The organism is Phycisphaerae bacterium, from assembly GCA_017999985.1.
Taxonomy (GTDB): Bacteria; Planctomycetota; Phycisphaerae; order UBA1845; family Fen-1342; genus JAGNKU01.
This window is the reverse complement of sequence record JAGNKU010000016.1, coordinates 79,426-95,611: the sequence shown is the minus strand read 5'-3', so window position 1 is coordinate 95,611 and position 16,186 is coordinate 79,426. Positions and strand designations below refer to the sequence as shown.

The following is a 16,186-nucleotide window of genomic DNA, read 5'->3' as shown; positions in this document are numbered from 1 at the left end:
TGCGCCAGACCGTGCCACCCCCGGACGGCCGATTCACCGGCTACAATGCCGTGCATGTCGCAAACATCCGCCAGTCCGGAGGAGTCGCGCCCGGTGCCGCCGCGGTACTGGTGGCTGAAGCGCTTCGCGGCGGCGTTCGTCTTCTTCCTGCTCGCGTTAACGGTCACACGACTGATCTGGGGGCAGGTGGCGGAGCGCCGGCTGCAGGCGCAGCTCGCTCGCTATCGCGCCGCCGGCCAGCCGGTGTACCTGCAGGACTTCATCCCCCCGCCGGTGGCAGCCGCGGACAACGCCGCCGAGTTCCTGCGGAAAGCCGCGGCCGGCCTGCCGTCGCTGGATCCTGACGAGATTTACTACGGTCTGCGCCACGGCACGCTCGGTCCCACCGATGCGCGCGCGTTCCTCGACGCCCACGCCGAGGCGCTGCACCTGCTCCACGAGGCGAGCATCAAGACTGCGGTGGACTGGCACATCCAACTCACGTCGCCGGCCGTCAGCATCATGCTGCCCAACCTGACGCCGCAGCGGTCGCTCGCTAAAGCCGGCTGCATAGCCGTACGGTATCAGCACGTGCTCGGCGACGACGCGGCGGCACTCGCGATCGCGCGCGACATGCTGGCGATCGGGCCCCACGTCGACGCCACGGCACCCGGCCTGATCTCCCCGCTGGTGGCGATCGCGGGGGAGGCACTGCTGCTCCACGCGCTGGAGGAGATCACCCCGGGGCTGCGCGTCGCGGCGGAGGTCCCGGGCGCCGCTGAAGCAGGGCGACCGGCGACCCGCGCGCAAGTGCAAGCGCTCGTGCGCGACCTGCTGCAGGTGGCGCCGCTGAAGCAGCGCTGGGAGCGCGCCATGCATGGCGAACGCGCCTATCAACTTGACACCGTGCTCTGGGTGGTCAACGCGCCCACCGGCATGAGCTTCCTGGCCGGAGCCGGGGCACCATTGCCGGCGATGGCATTCGGTCGGGGCGTGGGCGTGCTGCTCGCTCCCGCGTGGAAACTCGACCTGCTGCGCCAGATGCAGCGCTGCGACGAATATGCCCGCGCGGCCACTTTTGAGACCTGGGTTGCGGCGCGCCGGCACGCGCCGGGTGATCCCGCCGCCAGCACCCCGCCAGAGGGACCCGCGGCCATCGCGCATCTATTCTCCAGTATTCTCTCGCCGTCGCTGGAAGGCACGCTCAAGCAGGTCTACGTGCTGATCACGCTGCGTCGCTGCACCGCCACCGCCCTGAGTATCCGGCTCTATGAGCTCGATCATGGACGCCGTCCACGGACGCTCGCCGAGCTGGTTCCCGACTATCTGCCGGCCGTGCCCGGCGATCCGTTCGATCCGGAGGAAGGCCCGCTGCGGTACCTGCCCGACGCCGTCGTGCCGGTGCTTTACAGCGTCGGCCAGAACGAAAACGACGACGGCGGCGTGTTCGGGCTGCGGGCGGATGGCAGCGTCGACTGGCGCGCGCGGGACATCCCGTTTTTCCTGAACGGCGACCGGCCCTGCGCGCCGCCGTCGCAATCGTCCGGCAGCGCGCCGATGACGCAACCATCATCCGCGGAAGCTCTCGATCAGAACGGCGACGTAGCCGGCGGCGACGGGGATGAGGGCGAGCACCAACCCCAGCCCGAGTGACAGCGCCCACAGCAGGGCCATCCGTACGAATCGGTGCACGGCGGTTTCGCGCCCGAGGTGCTTCGCGAACTCGTACAGTAAAAGGTAGGGCGCCAGGCTCACCAGGCCCATCATTACGAAGCAACCCTGCCACGGGTGGCCGATGGAGTAGCCGCGCGGCAGGCCCCAATTGCCTGCCAAGTCGAGGACGATGCTCGCGATTGAACCCACCGGCATCAGCGCCAGCGGCGCCCACGCGTAGTAGCTCAGCGCGATCGCCCGGTTCTGCTGCTGTACGGATTGCTGCCGCCAGTGAAAGAAGTAGCTTGCCAGGCCCGGCAGCGCAGCCAGCATGAGTAACACCCAGAGCAGCAGTCCTCCCAGCCACCACCAATCGCCGGCGGAAACCGTGTGGCCGCGGCCCGCCTCCGTGGCCAGCCAGACCAGCATGCATGCCAGCAGCGGCACGTACGCGTGCAGCAGTGTCACCCAGCGGAACGACTGTGAATCTGCATAGCTCACCGGCCGGACGACCTCCAGGCAGAAGACCTTTGGCCGCCGGAGGACGTGCGAGACCGTCAGCCAGTAGGCCTTGAACCAACCCAGCGCTCGCCGGTGGCTCCAGGGGATCTGCGGCTCGCGGGCCCGGAACACGTCGAGGGAGCGACCACACTCGGAGCACAGCGCGCTGATCGATCCGCGCAGGTCGTAGCCGCAATCGGGGCAGACCGCGCCGACGGGTAGCGCCTCCGGCGCCGCCGGCGTCACGGATGCGGGCGGGATGGAGGTGGGTGATTCGGCCATGTCGGCATCTTCGCGCGAAGCGATGCGGCCCGCAACCGACGATGCGCATGGCATGCCGTGCCGACCGGTCGCGTATAATGGCCGCGATGCCAGCGCCGTTCGACAACCCGGACGAAGCGCACCCGATCCCGCCGCGCTTCTGGTGGCTCAAGCGGATCAGCATCGGGCTCGGGGCGTATGTGCTGTTCCTGGCCCTCGTTCGCATCGGCTGGGGTTACTACGCCGAGTCGCGGTTGCAGAGCGCGCTCGCGACTTGGCGCGCCGCGGGCCAGCCCGTGACGATCGACGATCTCGCGCCGCGGCCGGTGCCGGACAAGGAAAATGGGGCTTGGTACATCCAACAGGCCATCCTCAAAAAGGCAGTCCCCGCCGGGATGCCGAACGACGTCTACTGGCAAGCGCTCAATGTCGATGCCTACCGTGATGGCCCCGTTGAGATCGAGCAGATCGTCGCCGCAAACACCGAACCACTGGCGTTGCTGCGTGTCGCGCGGGCCTGCACGGAGAGCGACTGGGGGTACACGCTCCGATCGCCGCTCGTGAACTCGATGCGCTGGGACTGGTCGCCCGAACGCCAACTGGCGCGGCTCGTGCGTCTGGCCGCGTTGCGAGCCCAGGTCACGGGCAACGATAGCGAGTGGCTGGAGGGCGCGCGTGACCTGCTGGCCTTCGGCCGGCACCTGGGTCAGAGTGAGCCGTTCCTCATCGGACACATCACCCGCCTAGGTATTGATGGCCTTGTCGCGGGGCGCGTTCAGGCGTTCAGTCATGCGTTGCGCGTCGGCGCGGACGACGAGCGCGACGCGGCCGGACGCGCGGCGAAGCGCGCGCAGGTCGCGGCGCTCATCGCGGACCTCTGCGACGAGCACCCTGTCGCCAGTGCCTGGGCTCGCAGCATGTTTGGTGAGCGTCTGCTGCAGTTGGACGCCTTCCAGAACCCAGGCGTCCGTCCAGTCTATTGGGGCTTCTCTCGACGGCAGGTCGCGGCCAGCAGACTCGCCCTGGAACCGGGATGGAAACTCGGCGCGCTGCGTGTCGCCACACTGCAGTCCGATCTGGCAGACGCGCCGCCGGAGTGGCTGCTGACGTCCGCGCGGGCGGAGGACGACCCAGCGCGAGCCAGCGGCTTGATCCCGTTTCTCGTGCGTGGGCCGTACGCGCTGTCGGGATTTCCGCTGCCCAGCGCCGCGCGTGTTCAACTCGCCCACCTCGCCTTCCGCCGCATGGCGGCCGCCGCGCTGGCCATCCGGCTCTATGAACTCGATCATGGCCGCCGACCAGCGCAATTGGCCGATCTGGTCCCGGATTATCTGCCGGCGGTTCCGGTGGACCCGCTCGCCGCGGACGGCCGCGAAATCGCGTATCACCCCGACGCCGAGCCGCCGGTGCTCTACAGTGTTGGAGAAAACGGCACCGACGACGGCGGCAAGCCCGCTGAAACGCCCGAGCACCTGGGCCGCGATCAGTTGTTCTATCTGAACGGCGATCCGCCCCACCAGCCCACCATCACGCTCCCATCGAGCACGGCGCCGTCAACACAGGCTGTAGACGACGACCGCCAGCCAGAAGAAGGTGGCGACCACGCCGGCGATGAGGCCGGCGAGAATGAGCCCGAGCACATTCAGGATCGCCACCCGCAGCAGGGTCGTCAGCCAGCCGCCGTGCAGCAGGTATTGCACCATTCGCAGCAGTCGCCGCTCGCACAGCAACGCGGCGTAGAGCGCAACTACCGCCGCCGCGCAGTGCCACGCCATGAAGCCCACGTCGCGGGGGGCCCAGGTGTACAGCCCGACCGTCAAGAGCGGCAGGCACAGCGGCAGCACGCTCAGCGGCGCCCAGGCGTAGTAGCTCAGCGCGATCGCCCGATTCTGCTGCTCGAGCCCCAGCCGGCGTGACTGAAAGAAATAGCTCGCCAAGCCCGGCAGCGCGATCAGCCACACCAGCAATGCAAGCTGGCCCCCCACCATCAAGTTTTTCGCCAGCGCGTCGATGCGCGCGCCGTGCTGCTTCAGGAACACCACGATAAGCACATGCGCTACGAGCAGTGGCAGGTAGACGTGCAGCAGCGTCACCCAGCGGAAGCGCTGCGAATCCGGGTAGCTCACCGGCCGGCACATTTCCGCGCACAGGTACTTCGGGTAACGGACCACGAGCCAGACGGTCTGCCAGTACGCACGGAACCAGCCGCGCGTCTGGCGGTGACACCACGGGATCTGGGTTTCGCGCGTGCGCACCAGGTCGAGCGGGCGCCCACACTCCGAGCAGCGCGCACTCGTCGAGCCACGCAGGTCGTACCCGCAGTCCGGGCAGACGGTGCCGCCGGGCAGCGGCTCGGACGCGGCTGGCTTGGGCGCTGCGCTCATGCGCTCATGTTCGCGCCGGTCCGCCCGGCCCGCAACCGCCCGCGCCACGGATTGCCTTTGCGTTTGCGTCGCCGTCGGGCGATAATGGGCATCCATGTCGGAACCGTCCATCACATCCTTCGAGAACCCGGACCGGCACGCGGACGCGTCGGACATCATTCGCCGCCACTCCACGAACCCAATCGACGTGCGCGACGCGGTGCTGGCGGACCTCGACCTCGGCTTCGCCCGCCAGGTGCTCGACCTCGGCTGCGGCTTCGGGTTCATGGCCGAGGCCCTCGCGCGGCGTGTCGCGCCGCAGGCCCAGATCATCGGCATCGACGCCTGCGCCGCCAACGAAGCCCCCTTCCTGGCCCGCGTCGCCGCCACTGGTCGGACCGGGCGTTTCGTCTGCCGGCGGATCAAGGCACAGCTCGACTGGCCGGACCACAGCCTGGACCTGATCGTCGCGAGCTATTCCCTGTACTTCTTCCCCGACGTGCTGCCGGACATCGCCCGCGTGCTCGCGCCGCACGGGCTGTTCCTGGCGGTCACGCACACCGAAAGCTCGTGCCGCGACCTGCTGCGCGCCGCCGGCCTCACGCTGACTGATCCGCGCCTGCTCGGTGACATCCGCAACTTCAGCGTGGAGAGCGCACCGCGCCTGCTCGCGCCCTGGTTCGCGGAAGCGGAGCGCATCGACTACCAGAACGCACTCACGTTCACGCGCGACCAGTACGACGATTTCCTCACGTATCTCCGCTTCAAGTTGCCGCTCCTGCTGCCGGAGTCCGAGCCCGGCGGCGAGATTCCGCGCCCGCTGGCCAAGTCGATCCGCGCCGCGCTGGCCCGCCAGCCGAGCGTCGAGCTCGAGAAGAACGACGCCGTCTTCCGTTGCCGGGGGCCGCGATGCCCGTAGAGCGGAACTACTGCGCGCGCTGCGGCCAGCCGGTCGCGACCCGCGCGGTCCACGGCCGACCGCGCGTGGTCTGCCCCGCCTGCGAGACCGTCTTCTACGAGAACCCCCTGCCGGTCGCGGCCAGCGTCGTGCTCAACGCCCGCCGCGAGGTGCTGCTGGTGAAACGCCGGCGGCCGCCGCACGCCGGCATGTGGTGCCTGCCGATGGGCTTCGCCGAGCTGGGCGAGACGATCGCCGACGCGGCCAGCCGCGAGCTGCGCGAAGAGGCCGGCGTGGTGGGCCGCGTCGTGCGGCTGCTCGACGCCGACTCGCTGCCGAACGAGCACTACGGCGACCTGCTGATCGTGACGTTTGAGATCGAGAAGATCGGCGGCCGCGAGCAGGCCGGTGACGACGCCGAAGACGTGCGCTACTGCCCGATCGGCCAGCATCCGCCGCTGGCGTTCGCCTCGAACGAAAAGGCCCTCCAGGCGTGTGTCGCCGCCCACCAGGAAGGCTGGGAGATCCACGATTCGCTGGTGCGGCTCGAATCTCACGCCGAGAAGGCGCTGCTCTCGGACGACCTGGCCGACCGCGTCGAACAGCAGGCGGAGGAGATCGCGGGCGTGTGGCTGGCCGACGTGCGCGCCAACCCCAGCACGCCTTCCTACCAGGCCCTGGCGGAGACCCTTCTGCTCGCCCGGGCCACGCGCTCGCTCGCCCAGTTTACCCGCTGGCTCCGCGGGGACGTTGCAGACGACGAGGTGCGCGCGTTCTATCGCGACCTCGCGGGGCAATACCGCCCGCAGGGCTTCGGCCTGCCCGAGGTGCTCAGCGCGCTCACGTTGCTGAAGAAGCACATCTGGACGGCGCTGTGGACCCATGGCGTCGGCGAGCGGCCGATCGACTCCTACCGCGTGCTCGAGTTCAATCGCCGGATGGCCCTCTTCTTCGACAAGGCGATGTATCACCTCGCGCGGGGCTACGAGTTGGCAGCGGCGGAATAGCGCGCCCGACCAAAGCCCGCGATCTGATACGGGAACGGGTCACAGGCGCCGCGCCGGCGCCCATCAGCGGGCGACCAGCGCGCCGGCCGGAATCGGCTCGCCAGCCTCGGCCAGCCCGGTGCGGATCTCGCGCCGCCAGGTGCCTGGCACGGGCGCCAGCCGGCGATCCGGGTTCGACTCCACCACCACGACGTCATCGATGCGGAAGTTGCCCGTGGACCCGGATGCGTACGTGTCGATCGCCAGCCACGCCTCCGTCAATGAGCCGGTCCACGTTGGCGTGATCGTCGTGCTGATCTGCGTCCAGGAAGTTCCCACCCACGTCGTCGCCCCGCCGAACCACGTGAAACTGCTGCCCGAGCCGTCCACGCCCAGCCAGATTTGCATGTTGGTGCCGCCCGATTCCATGCGGGCCCAGACTTCGATGTTGTAGGTCGCGCCATTGCGGAGCGCGGTGGTAAGATCCTGGTACGGGCCGGAATACGAGTACGTCCGGCTGCGCACCTGCAGGTTCTGGTTACCACTGTGCGAACTGCTGCTCTGAGCCGTGAGCGTGCAGTAGCGCGCGGTCCAGCCGGTGGTGCCGCTTTCGATGCCGCCGTTGGTGACCAGGTTACCGCTCCCGCTGCGCGCAACGCGTGCGCTGTAGATACGTATGGCGCCCGCCAGGGCGCTGCGGGCATACAGGCGCACGGGCTGATTGGGGTCACCCGCCAACACCCCGTCGGCCTCATCGACCAGCTTGAACGCCAGCGCCGCGTCACCGACGACGCCGAGCGCGGCCCAGGTGTTGTTGGTGTACGTCGTCCGCCAGCTCGTGTTTTCCATCAGGGTCCGCAGCGCCAGGTCGAACGCGGACTGGGCCAGGAAATCGGCCTGCACCGCGTTCTCCGTCAGCCGCAGCGCGGCCTGCTCATTGCGGATGCCCACCAGCGCCGACACGCCGATGACCGACACAACCAGCGCGATACTCAGCACCGCCAGGTAAACGCTGCCGCGACGTGCGCCGCCCGTTGGCCGATGGTGCACGACGACGTTCATGGGTGCGCTCCCAAAACGTCGAGCGGGTCGCGCCAGGCCTCCGTCCGGAAGGCGGTCAGCGACACGAGGGTCCGTCCGCCGCGCGTGACCGTAACGACGATGCGCTTGATGCCCGTCTCGCTGCTGGACGTCTGGCTGAGGTTGCCTGCGGTGACCCACGCCACATCGACGGCATGCCCGAAATCGCCGGCCCACGCGATGGGCGTGCCGTCCTTGTTCTGCGGCGGGCTCGCCTGCCAGTCGTCGTAATCATCGACGTCGTCGAACTCGCTGCGGGTGCCGGTCACCTCGGCTGACCCCAGGCCCCAGGTACCATAGGCGCCTGCCGCGTCGATATAGGCCTGCTGCAGGATTTCCGCCATGAGCGCCTGCGCCAGCAGCAGCGCCTGCTCGCGTTCGGCGAGGCGGTATTCGCCGCCCCGCGCGGCCCCGACGGTGTTCAGGGCGGCGACGAACATCACACCCATGATCAGGACGGAGACGACGACCTCGACCAGCGAGAATGACCGGCGTGCCGGGATGGGGGGAGTGCCGCGCATCAACTGCCTCCCACGCGGATGCGCGCGTAGTCCACGTCCAGGCCCGTGGTGTTGGCCAGCAAGCTGGCGAAGTGGTTGTAGCTCGCCGCGGTAAACGTGTAGTAGGCGAACGTGCCGACCTCGGTCCCGTTCACGCGGACGTTGACACTGTTGCGGCCCGGATCGATCAGCAGCCGCAGCGTCACGAAGTCTTGGAGCCCCGCGGCCTGGGCCAATTCCACGTCGGTGGCGGCGTCCGTCTGGCCATACACCCGCAGCGCTTGCGTGCCATCCGCCTTCCGCTGGAGCCTGATCAGCAGGGGTGCGACGTTGCTGCCCACCCAATCCGCGTTGAAGGCGAACACCACCGGGTTGCCAATCGTCGTTGTGTTGCGCAGGCGCAGATCGATCGTGGTCAGCGCGGTGAAGTCGCAATTCGGCTGCGAGTCGAGCGTACTATCCACATCCCAGACACCTCCACTCAAGGTGGCCTCACTGAACGCCTGCCCGTCCCGCCGCACCCAGTCACCCACCCCGTCCGCATTCACGTCCAGCACGGTGGGATTGGCGCTGAAGTCCGCCTCCCAGTACCCGGCGAGCACTTCGGGCGTGTTCAACGCCCGCGCCGACGCGGTGACCTGGGACGTGGCATCCGCGCCGGCCTGCAGCGCGACGCGTACCGCCGTCACGTACTGCCGCGTGATCGTCTGGTCCGGGCCCGGCGTGGACACCGCGCCGTAGGCGCGATAGTTGAGCGACCGGCTGGTATCACGCGTCCAAGACGACCCGGCGTTGCTGGTGATCAGACGGTCCGTGCCGCCGGAACTGTCGAACTGGACCTTCGCGGCGTTGCCGCTGCCGGGGCCGTACGCCAGGACCAGGCAGACTCCCTCGCCCGGAACCAGGCCGCATAACCTCTGGAAGCTCACCTCCTTCCAGGCGTAGGTCGTCCCCAGGCTCGACTCCAGCAGAGTCTGTTGTTCCAGTATGTTGCTCGAGGGTGTGTAGTCGGCGGTCGGTTTGCGAATCTGCACGAGGATGATTCCGTCGGCGGCCCCGTCGCGTTTGGCCTGAAACTGGACGCGCGTCAGCCGCCAACTGGCCTGCCCGACCGGAAACGCCACGGCGGTGGGTTGAAAGTACTGTCCGATCCACTTGCTGCTCTGAATCGTGTAGTCGTTCAGGGACAGGTAGCCCACGTAGCTGTTAACCAGCTCTTCCGCGCCCTCGACCCACAAGCCGGCGTAGGATTCCGTCGCACTTTTCAAGTCATAGCCCAGATTAAACTGGTGGACGTTCTCCAGCACATTGACGACGGTCCCGCCATTGTACTGGCGCGTCAGCGGATCACCGGCTGTGCCCGACCAGGCGTAACGGATGCGCTCGGGCGAGCCATCGCCGTTGCGATCCGCCACGGTGAACGTGATCGCCTGCGTGCTGCGCTCGGCAAAGAACAGGGCATACTGCAGCTCCCCCACCAGTTGATCGAGCACGCGGGCCTGTTGAAGCAGCTTGTCCGCCAGCCGCTCCGTGCCCGGCAGCGCCTGCGCCGCCAGCATCACGGCCGACGCCAATCCGGCCAGCAGGATCGTCGCCACCGCCATGCCGATCACCAGCTCGACCAGGGTGAAGCCGCAATAGGAATGTCGCCGTCTGCGTCGCATGGTCGTCCGGTCGATGTCGCCGCCGGTCGTGGGCGTGCGCGGCCTCATGGCAAAGGCGTTGCCACGGCCTCTTCCACCGTGGTCACGTGTTCTTCACTCACCGTCACCTGCGCGGTTTCCGCGCTTACCGTCAGTGTCTGCTGGCTCGTGCCCAGCCGCAGGACCAGCGTGCCGCCGCTGTCCGGTTGGCCGTGGCCGTCAAGAACCAGTTCCGCGTCGCCGCCGAAGTCGGCGCTCACCAGGTTGACCTCGTACGGGGCCCGGTCGAGCCGGACCAGATACGTGCCGTTCGGATGGTCCGGATCCGGCATGGTCGCAACGCCGTACGTGTCGGCCACCGCGTCGAAGACGATCGTCTGCGCCAGGCTGGCCTGCTGGGCGCGCTGCCGGACCAGGCGCAGGTCGGCGGTGACCCGCTGCGCCGCCGCCTCCAGCCGGTACCGCGCAACACTCGCGCCGAAGCGCGGCACGACCACCGCGGAAACAACGCCGATAATCACGAGGACCAGCACGAGTTCGAGCATGCTGAAGCCGCGCAAATTCGGCCCGCCGGCCGTTGCAACGGCGGCGCCGCAGCGTCCGCAACCCCTGCCAGATCGAGCGCGCATCATCCGTATTCATCGACCGACCGCGCGGCCGGCTTTGCTGAGGCACACCGCGCCGCCCGCCGCCCGCCCGGGGATTCCTGAACCCACCGATAACCGCGCTCCGATGAATGGGATAACAGCCGCGCCCGGGGCATGGATGCCCGCGGCGGCGTGCGGCGGGCAGCGCCGGCGTGCCAACCCGGCCATGGAAGGTAAGTCAAGCACGCGATGAGTACGGATCACCCGCAGCGGCGTCGTACGCCAGACAACACCGGACGCAGACGGCCCGGAGGCCGCGCCCGCCGTCGGGCCTGGACCGGCGTGCTGGCCCTGGCATTGTTCCCACCGTGGGTCGCGGGCCAGGCGAGCCCAGCGGGGCCGGACGCGGCGCCGCCCGTCCAGCCCAGCCCCGGCGCCGCCGCCGACCTCATGCGCTTCGTCGCGAAAATCGCGACGGGGGGCGCCCCTCTTGAGCCCGGCACCCCCAGCGCCGTCGCCGCCGGCGTCGAGCCGGGCGCCGCCCAGGTGACGCCGACCGAGCACGGCCTGCTCGACGTCCACGCCCGCGACCTCGACATCGCGGCCCTGCTGGAGATGCTCAGCTACGAGGCGCGCACGAACATTGTCACCAGCAACCGCGTCACGGGACGGGTGTCCGCCAACCTGTATGGCGTCACGCTCGAGCAGGCCCTGGACGCAATCCTCACACCCAACCAGCTCGCGTTCCGACGGTCGGGCGGCACGATTTTCGTGGGGCTGCCCGAGGAGATCGCGGCGCTCCAGCCGCCGCCAGAGACGCGTGTGTTCCGGCTGCGCTACATCCGGCCGAAGGAAGCCGCGGCGGCGCTCAAGTCGGTGCTAGGTGACCGGGCGACGATCATGGAAGGTGGTGGGGAATCCGAAACCGCAAGTTCCAGTGGCTCCAGTACGCTGGCCGCCGAGATGCGCTCGGTCGCCACCGATTACCTGATCGTCACGGCGCACCCGGCCCAGCTCGAGATGGCGGAGCGCCTGCTGGCCGAGCTGGACCAGCGGCCCCGACAAGTCCTGATCGAGTCCACCGTCCTGCGCGCGACGCTCAACGAGAGCAACCAGCTAGGAATCGACTTCACGCTGCTCGGCGGCATCGACTTCCAGAACGTCGCGAGCACCAGCAACGCGTCGGCCGACCTGACCACCGGGCCACTGCCGGCCCGCGAGTTCCAGGACGCGACGTTCAACATGAACACCGACTTTGCCGGCAACGTCACCGGCGGCGGGTTCACATTCGGCGTGATCTCGAACAACATCGCGGCATTTGTGCGGGCCCTCGAAGAGGTCACCGACGTGGCCGTGGTGGCCAATCCCAAGGTGGTCGCGCTGAACAAGCAGCAAGCCGAGGTCATTGTCGGGCGGCGCGATGGCTATCTCACCACCACGGTGACCGAGACGGCGGCCGTGCAGACGGTGGAGTTCCTGGAGACCGGCACGCAGATCAAATTCTGCCCGTTCATCAACGAGGACGGTAGCGTGCGGCTCTCTGTGCACCCCAAGGACAGCAACGGCGGACTCACCGCCGCGAACCTGCCGTTCGAGGAGACGACGGAGGCCCACGCGGACATCCTGGTGAACGACGGCGATACGGTGCTGATCGGCGGCCTCTTCCGCGAGCGCACGGTGAACACGCGCAGCCAGTTGCCGGTCCTTGGCAACATCCCGATCGCCGGGCTCGCCTTCGGCAGCCGCAACGACCAAACCATCCGCGAGGAAGTCATCATCCTACTCACGGTGCACGTCCTGAAGGAGACGGACGCGGAACGCGCCCGCAACGAGGCGCTGCTCGACGACGTCGAGCGCATCCGGGTCGGCAGCCGCATGGGGCTGATGGGCACCGGGCGCGAGCGGCTGGCCCAGGCGTTCTATCATGCGGCGCTTGCGGACCTCGAGCGCGGACACCGCGATCTCGCCCTGCTCAACACCCGCATGACACTGCACAACCAGCCGAAGCACATGGCCGCGATCAAGCTCAAGGAGCGGCTGCTCGACGAACGCATCTGGGACGAGGAAGGCACACGCATGCGCAGCTTCGTCTGGGACCTGATCCGAAATGAGCGGACCGTGCCACCGGAGGAGGCACCGCCGCCGTACGGGCGTCCGGCGACCGATGGCGCTCCGCCCCCACCGCTGCCCACCGCTGAGGAAGGAGTGTCGCCATGACGCGTCGCTGGCTGCCGGTCCTGCCCGCGGTGACACTGCTGCTCGCCGCCGGCTGCCAAGGCACGATGCCCAAGGCACGCGAGGAAGGCACGCGGCGCTGGAACACGGCGCGGGCCCAGGTGAAGGCCCGACTGGCCGCGGAACAGATTGCCACGGGCAACGTCGCCGGTGCCGCGGCCGAGCTGGCCGAGGCCGATCGGCTGGATCCCAATGATGAAAGCCGGATTCCGCTGCGTGCGCGCGTCTGGCTGGCACAGGGGCAGACGGATCGCGCGCTCGCGGCGCTCCGCAAGGCTCACCTTGATGGTCCCGCGCAGGCCGAGGTGGACTACCTGCTGGGCGTCGCGCTGCAACAGCAGCAGCGCTGGGACGACGCCCTGGCCGCGTATCGCCGGGCCGCCGAATGCGATCAGCAGCACGTGGCCTACCCGGTCGCCGTCGCGCAGACACTGTTGCAGCTCGGGAAGCCGGCCGAAGCGCGGGCGGCACTGACCGCACGCGCGCAGCAGTTCGAATGGACCGATGCCTACCAGGCCACGCTCGCCGAGTGCTGCGAGCAGTCGAACGATTGGGTCGGGGCCGCCACCGCCTGGCAGCGGATCGCCGCGTCGCCCCAGGCGGGCGCCGAACAGCGCGAGCGCCTGGCGACAGCGTTGTTTCGGGCGGGTCGCACCGCCGAGGCTACCCCTCTGCTGGTCGACATCGTTGGTAGCGCCGACGGCACGCCGGCAAGCGGCCTCCGCCTGATGCTGGCCGAGTGTTACCTGGAGCAGGGGAACAGCGCCGCGGCCCGCACGCAGGCTCAACTCGTGTTGCAGGCCAATTCCGAGCACTTGCTGGCCCAGCGCACGCTGGCGCGGGCTTTGGCACAGTCTGGGGACCTGGCGGGGGCCCTGCGCGTCGCGCAGCAGGCGCTGCAGCAGGATCGCAAGGACGCGCGGAGCTTGGAGCTGGTCAGTGCCCTGGCGGCGCGCACTGGCGACGCGAAGCTGGCAACATCGGCGGCGCAGGCCCTACTGGCCCGCGACGCAGAGAACCCCGTGGCCCTGGCCGTGCTCCAGCAGCCGACGCCGTGACGGCCAAAGCCACGGAGCCACGAAAGGGGCGGCACACAGCCAGTCCGGGCACCACTACTCGCTGGGTCTGCCCGGAAGTACATTGACCTGCTGAAGTCGACCACGCCGCTTGAGCAGGCGCGGAGGCCTGTTCTACTGTGCGCGCGGCGCGACGCCGGCGCTGCTCAAGAGCAGTGGCATGAGGTCATCCGGCACTGCTCGGGAGCTGTGGCACGCGAGCGTTGGGGTGGCTCATGGGCGCGGATTAGGCTATGAATGGCACCTGAGCGCGGACGGCCGACGGGGCTGCTGTGCGCCGCGCGGTTTGTCTGTCGGAGACATGACATGCTCATGCGTGAAACCCTCATCAATATGTCGCGCGCTGCGAGTGCGCTTGTTTTGCTGGCGATCGTCGGCGTTGCTCCGGTGCTGGGCCAGACCCCTGCCAAACCAGAGACGCCGGCTGGCGGCGTTTTGACCGGCATCGATGTCCTGGTGCGCGACAACTTCAGCGTACTGCAGGGCCGCAAGGTCGGGCTGATCACGAACCAGACCGGCATCGATCGGCTGGGCCGCTCGACGATCGAGCTGCTGCGAGCGGCGCCCGGCGTCGAGCTGGTCGTACTGTTCAGCCCCGAGCACGGTCTGAAGGGCGAGCTGGACGAACGCGTCGGCGACAGCCAGGACCCGCTGAGCGGACTGAAGGTCTACAGTCTCTACGGCGAGACGCGGCGGCCGACGGACGAGATGCTCGCCGGCGTCGATACGCTGGTCTACGACATCCAGGACATCGGCACGCGGTTCTACACGTATCCCGCGACGATGGGCTACGCCCTCGAAGAGGCCGCCAAACGCAAGCTCAAGTTCGTCGTGCTCGACCGGCCGAACCCGATCACCGGCACGCGCGTCTTCGGACCGCTCAACGATCGCGACGGCGAATTCACCGCGTACCACAAGGTGCCGCTCGTGCACGGCATGACGATGGGCGAGCTGGCGCGGATGGTGAACGAGGAACGGAACATCCACGCGGACCTGGAGGTGGTCAAGGTCGAGGGCTGGCGGCGCGGGGCGTGGTTCGACGCGACACTGCTGCCCTGGGTGAACCCATCGCCGAACATGCGTTCATTGACGCAGGCCGCGCTGTACCCGGCGATCGGCCTCATCGAGGCGTGCGATGTGTCGGTCGGGCGCGGCACGGATACGCCGTTCGAGCGTCTGGGGGCGCCGTGGATTGACGGGCTGAAGCTGGCGGCGCGGCTGAATGCTTTGCCGCTGAAGGGCGTGCGCTTCGTGCCGTTTCAGTTCACGCCGAACGCGAGCAAGTTCAAGGACCAAGTCTGCGGCGGCGTGCAGGTGCTGCTGACGGATCGCGACGCGTTTGACCCGCTGGAAACCGGGCTGGCGATCGTGTGGGAGCTGAAGGACCTGTTCGGCGAGAACTTCGACATCGACCGGGTCGACCGGCTACTGTTCGGCAAGGCGGTCGTCGAGGCGGTGAAGACGGGGGATGCGCCGCTGGGCTACGCGCGGCTGTGGCAGAAGGACCTGGAAGAGTTCGTGCAGCGGCGGACGAAGTATCTGCTATACGAGTAAGTCAGAGGTAAGAAGTCAGAAGTACTAAGTCGGTGCTGCGCGGCAATTTGCGCCGGGCAGCTCTCCATCGCTCTCGCATCAGATGAACAAGGTCGGCGGCCCTGGGGGCGCCGACCTTGCTCGTCTTGGCCCGCACGCACTACGGGGCGCTGCACCAGGGCGAGTCCAACGCGAGAAGCGAACTCGCCGCGGCGGCCGCTCCGGCTAGTACGTGTTGTACGCGATACCTGCGTCGTCTGTCTGCGTCGTGTTCGGCAGGAACTCACCGGTGTTCGGGTTGTAAACCCAGCCTTCGCCGCCGGTCGTGACCGGCACCGGCGGGCTGTTGGTGCTGTCAATCAGCACGTTGGCGGCCGTGGTCTTGCCGGCATTCTCACCAACCGGGCAAGGTGGAACTGTCAGCAGGTAGGGTCCGAACTTGCAGGTCGTCGTCTTCGTGGCCGACGTCGTGCCGTTGACGTCGGTGTACATGGTCAGCTTGTTCTTGAAGCCGGTGGCGTCCGGACCGGGAAAGGCGTTCTTATGCTCGGTCGCATACATCGAGATCGCGGAGCGCACCGTCGCCAGGTTCGCCTGCACGGCCGATTGGCTGGCGCCCGAGGATCCGCGGCTCAAACGCGGAATCGCGATCGCGGCGAGGATGCCAATGATCACGATTACGACCACCAGCTCGACCAGCGAGAAACCGTACTGTCTGCGTTGCGTGTAGACCGCCATCTCAACGACTCCTTCTCGCGCTCTGCGGCCCCTGGGACCGTAGCTCGACTGTGCGTCTCGGGAAGCCGCCGCTGCTGCGTGCGCTGTGACGCTTCCCTGTCTGGACCATCGACCCGGCGGCGGGGGGTCTTTAACAGCGCGCCGCCCGCGGTA

General features: G+C 68.3%; 14 protein-coding genes. 6 read left to right on the top strand and 8 right to left on the bottom strand.

Features of this window, described 5'->3' with window-relative positions; genetic code table 11:
• Positions 1-93: 93 nt before the first annotated feature.
• Positions 94-1,632, top strand: coding sequence for a hypothetical protein (locus KA383_17785; GenBank protein MBP7747971.1), 1,539 nt, complete (start codon positions 94-96; stop codon positions 1,630-1,632).
• On the opposite strand, the gene KA383_17780 is transcribed toward KA383_17785, so the two are convergent.
• The 3 genes from KA383_17780 to KA383_17770 all read right to left on the bottom strand — a co-directional run bounded on the left by KA383_17780 (position 1,549) and on the right by KA383_17770 (position 4,778).
• Entirely contained in the window at positions 1,549-2,415 is an 867-nt protein-coding gene (locus KA383_17780) for a hypothetical protein (protein MBP7747970.1), read from the bottom strand. The genes KA383_17785 and KA383_17780 overlap by 84 nt on opposite strands.
• 722 nt (positions 2,416-3,137) lie before the next feature.
• Complete coding sequence (locus tag KA383_17775) at positions 3,138-3,911, bottom strand: hypothetical protein (GenBank protein ID MBP7747969.1); 774 nt, start codon at positions 3,909-3,911, stop codon at positions 3,138-3,140.
• 36 nt (positions 3,912-3,947) lie between these two features.
• Entirely contained in the window at positions 3,948-4,778 is an 831-nt protein-coding gene (locus tag KA383_17770; protein MBP7747968.1) for a hypothetical protein, read from the bottom strand.
• Positions 4,779-4,872: 94 nt separating this feature from the next.
• Here KA383_17770 and KA383_17765 point away from each other — a divergent pair, with 94 nt between their 5' ends.
• Both KA383_17765 and KA383_17760 read left to right on the top strand, forming a co-directional pair.
• Entirely contained in the window at positions 4,873-5,676 is an 804-nt protein-coding gene (locus tag KA383_17765) for a class I SAM-dependent methyltransferase (protein ID MBP7747967.1), read from the top strand.
• Positions 5,667-6,662 (top strand): NUDIX hydrolase, encoded by a 996-nt coding sequence (locus KA383_17760; GenBank protein MBP7747966.1) that lies wholly within the window; start codon positions 5,667-5,669, stop codon positions 6,660-6,662. Before KA383_17765 ends, KA383_17760 begins: the two co-directional genes overlap by 10 nt.
• Positions 6,663-6,725: 63 nt before the next feature.
• Here the strand turns inward: KA383_17760 and KA383_17755 are convergent, their stop codons facing one another.
• From KA383_17755 to KA383_17740, 4 genes are read right to left on the bottom strand one after another with little or no spacing between them, the layout of a single operon-like run.
• Complete coding sequence (locus KA383_17755) at positions 6,726-7,703, bottom strand: carbohydrate binding domain-containing protein (protein ID MBP7747965.1); 978 nt, start codon at positions 7,701-7,703, stop codon at positions 6,726-6,728.
• Entirely contained in the window at positions 7,700-8,242 is a 543-nt protein-coding gene (locus KA383_17750; GenBank protein ID MBP7747964.1) for a prepilin-type N-terminal cleavage/methylation domain-containing protein, read from the bottom strand. Before KA383_17750 ends, KA383_17755 begins: the two co-directional genes overlap by 4 nt.
• On the bottom strand, positions 8,242-9,933 hold the full coding sequence (locus KA383_17745; protein MBP7747963.1) for a prepilin-type N-terminal cleavage/methylation domain-containing protein: 1,692 nt from the start codon (positions 9,931-9,933) through the stop codon (positions 8,242-8,244). The genes KA383_17750 and KA383_17745 overlap by 1 nt, the downstream gene beginning before the upstream one ends.
• Complete coding sequence (locus tag KA383_17740) at positions 9,930-10,409, bottom strand: GspH/FimT family protein (protein MBP7747962.1); 480 nt, start codon at positions 10,407-10,409, stop codon at positions 9,930-9,932. The genes KA383_17745 and KA383_17740 overlap by 4 nt, the downstream gene beginning before the upstream one ends.
• Before the next feature lie 384 nt (positions 10,410-10,793).
• On the opposite strand from KA383_17740, the gene KA383_17735 reads away from it, so the two are divergent.
• From KA383_17735 to KA383_17725, 3 genes are all read left to right on the top strand, one after another.
• Entirely contained in the window at positions 10,794-12,668 is a 1,875-nt protein-coding gene (locus tag KA383_17735) for a secretin and TonB N-terminal domain-containing protein (GenBank protein ID MBP7747961.1), read from the top strand.
• Positions 12,665-13,744: a tetratricopeptide repeat protein gene (locus tag KA383_17730; protein MBP7747960.1), complete on the top strand. Its 1,080-nt coding sequence runs from the start codon at positions 12,665-12,667 to the stop codon at positions 13,742-13,744. Before KA383_17735 ends, KA383_17730 begins: the two co-directional genes overlap by 4 nt.
• Before the next feature lie 351 nt (positions 13,745-14,095).
• Positions 14,096-15,316 (top strand): DUF1343 domain-containing protein, encoded by a 1,221-nt coding sequence (locus KA383_17725; protein MBP7747959.1) that lies wholly within the window; start codon positions 14,096-14,098, stop codon positions 15,314-15,316.
• A gap of 204 nt (positions 15,317-15,520) precedes the next feature.
• Here the strand turns inward: KA383_17725 and KA383_17720 are convergent, their stop codons facing one another.
• Complete coding sequence (locus KA383_17720; GenBank protein ID MBP7747958.1) at positions 15,521-16,033, bottom strand: prepilin-type N-terminal cleavage/methylation domain-containing protein; 513 nt, start codon at positions 16,031-16,033, stop codon at positions 15,521-15,523.
• Positions 16,034-16,186 lie beyond the last annotated feature (153 nt).

Bases quoted from the DNA above. Each gene is read 5' to 3' on its own strand.
- KA383_17780 (MBP7747970.1), bottom strand. From the start codon at position 2,415: ATGGCCGAATCACCCACCTCCATCCCGCCCGCATCCGTGACGCCGGCG.
- KA383_17770 (MBP7747968.1), bottom strand. From the start codon at position 4,778: ATGAGCGCAGCGCCCAAGCCAGCCGCGTCCGAGCCGCTGCCCGGCGGC.
- KA383_17765 (MBP7747967.1), top strand. From the start codon at position 4,873: ATGTCGGAACCGTCCATCACATCCTTCGAGAACCCGGACCGGCACGCG.
- KA383_17760 (MBP7747966.1), top strand. From the start codon at position 5,667: ATGCCCGTAGAGCGGAACTACTGCGCGCGCTGCGGCCAGCCGGTCGCG.
- KA383_17755 (MBP7747965.1), bottom strand. From the start codon at position 7,703: ATGAACGTCGTCGTGCACCATCGGCCAACGGGCGGCGCACGTCGCGGC.
- KA383_17750 (MBP7747964.1), bottom strand. From the start codon at position 8,242: ATGCGCGGCACTCCCCCCATCCCGGCACGCCGGTCATTCTCGCTGGTC.
- KA383_17745 (MBP7747963.1), bottom strand. From the start codon at position 9,933: ATGAGGCCGCGCACGCCCACGACCGGCGGCGACATCGACCGGACGACC.
- KA383_17740 (MBP7747962.1), bottom strand. From the start codon at position 10,409: ATGCTCGAACTCGTGCTGGTCCTCGTGATTATCGGCGTTGTTTCCGCG.
- KA383_17730 (MBP7747960.1), top strand. From the start codon at position 12,665: ATGACGCGTCGCTGGCTGCCGGTCCTGCCCGCGGTGACACTGCTGCTC.
- KA383_17725 (MBP7747959.1), top strand. From the start codon at position 14,096: ATGTCGCGCGCTGCGAGTGCGCTTGTTTTGCTGGCGATCGTCGGCGTT.
- KA383_17720 (MBP7747958.1), bottom strand. From the start codon at position 16,033: ATGGCGGTCTACACGCAACGCAGACAGTACGGTTTCTCGCTGGTCGAG.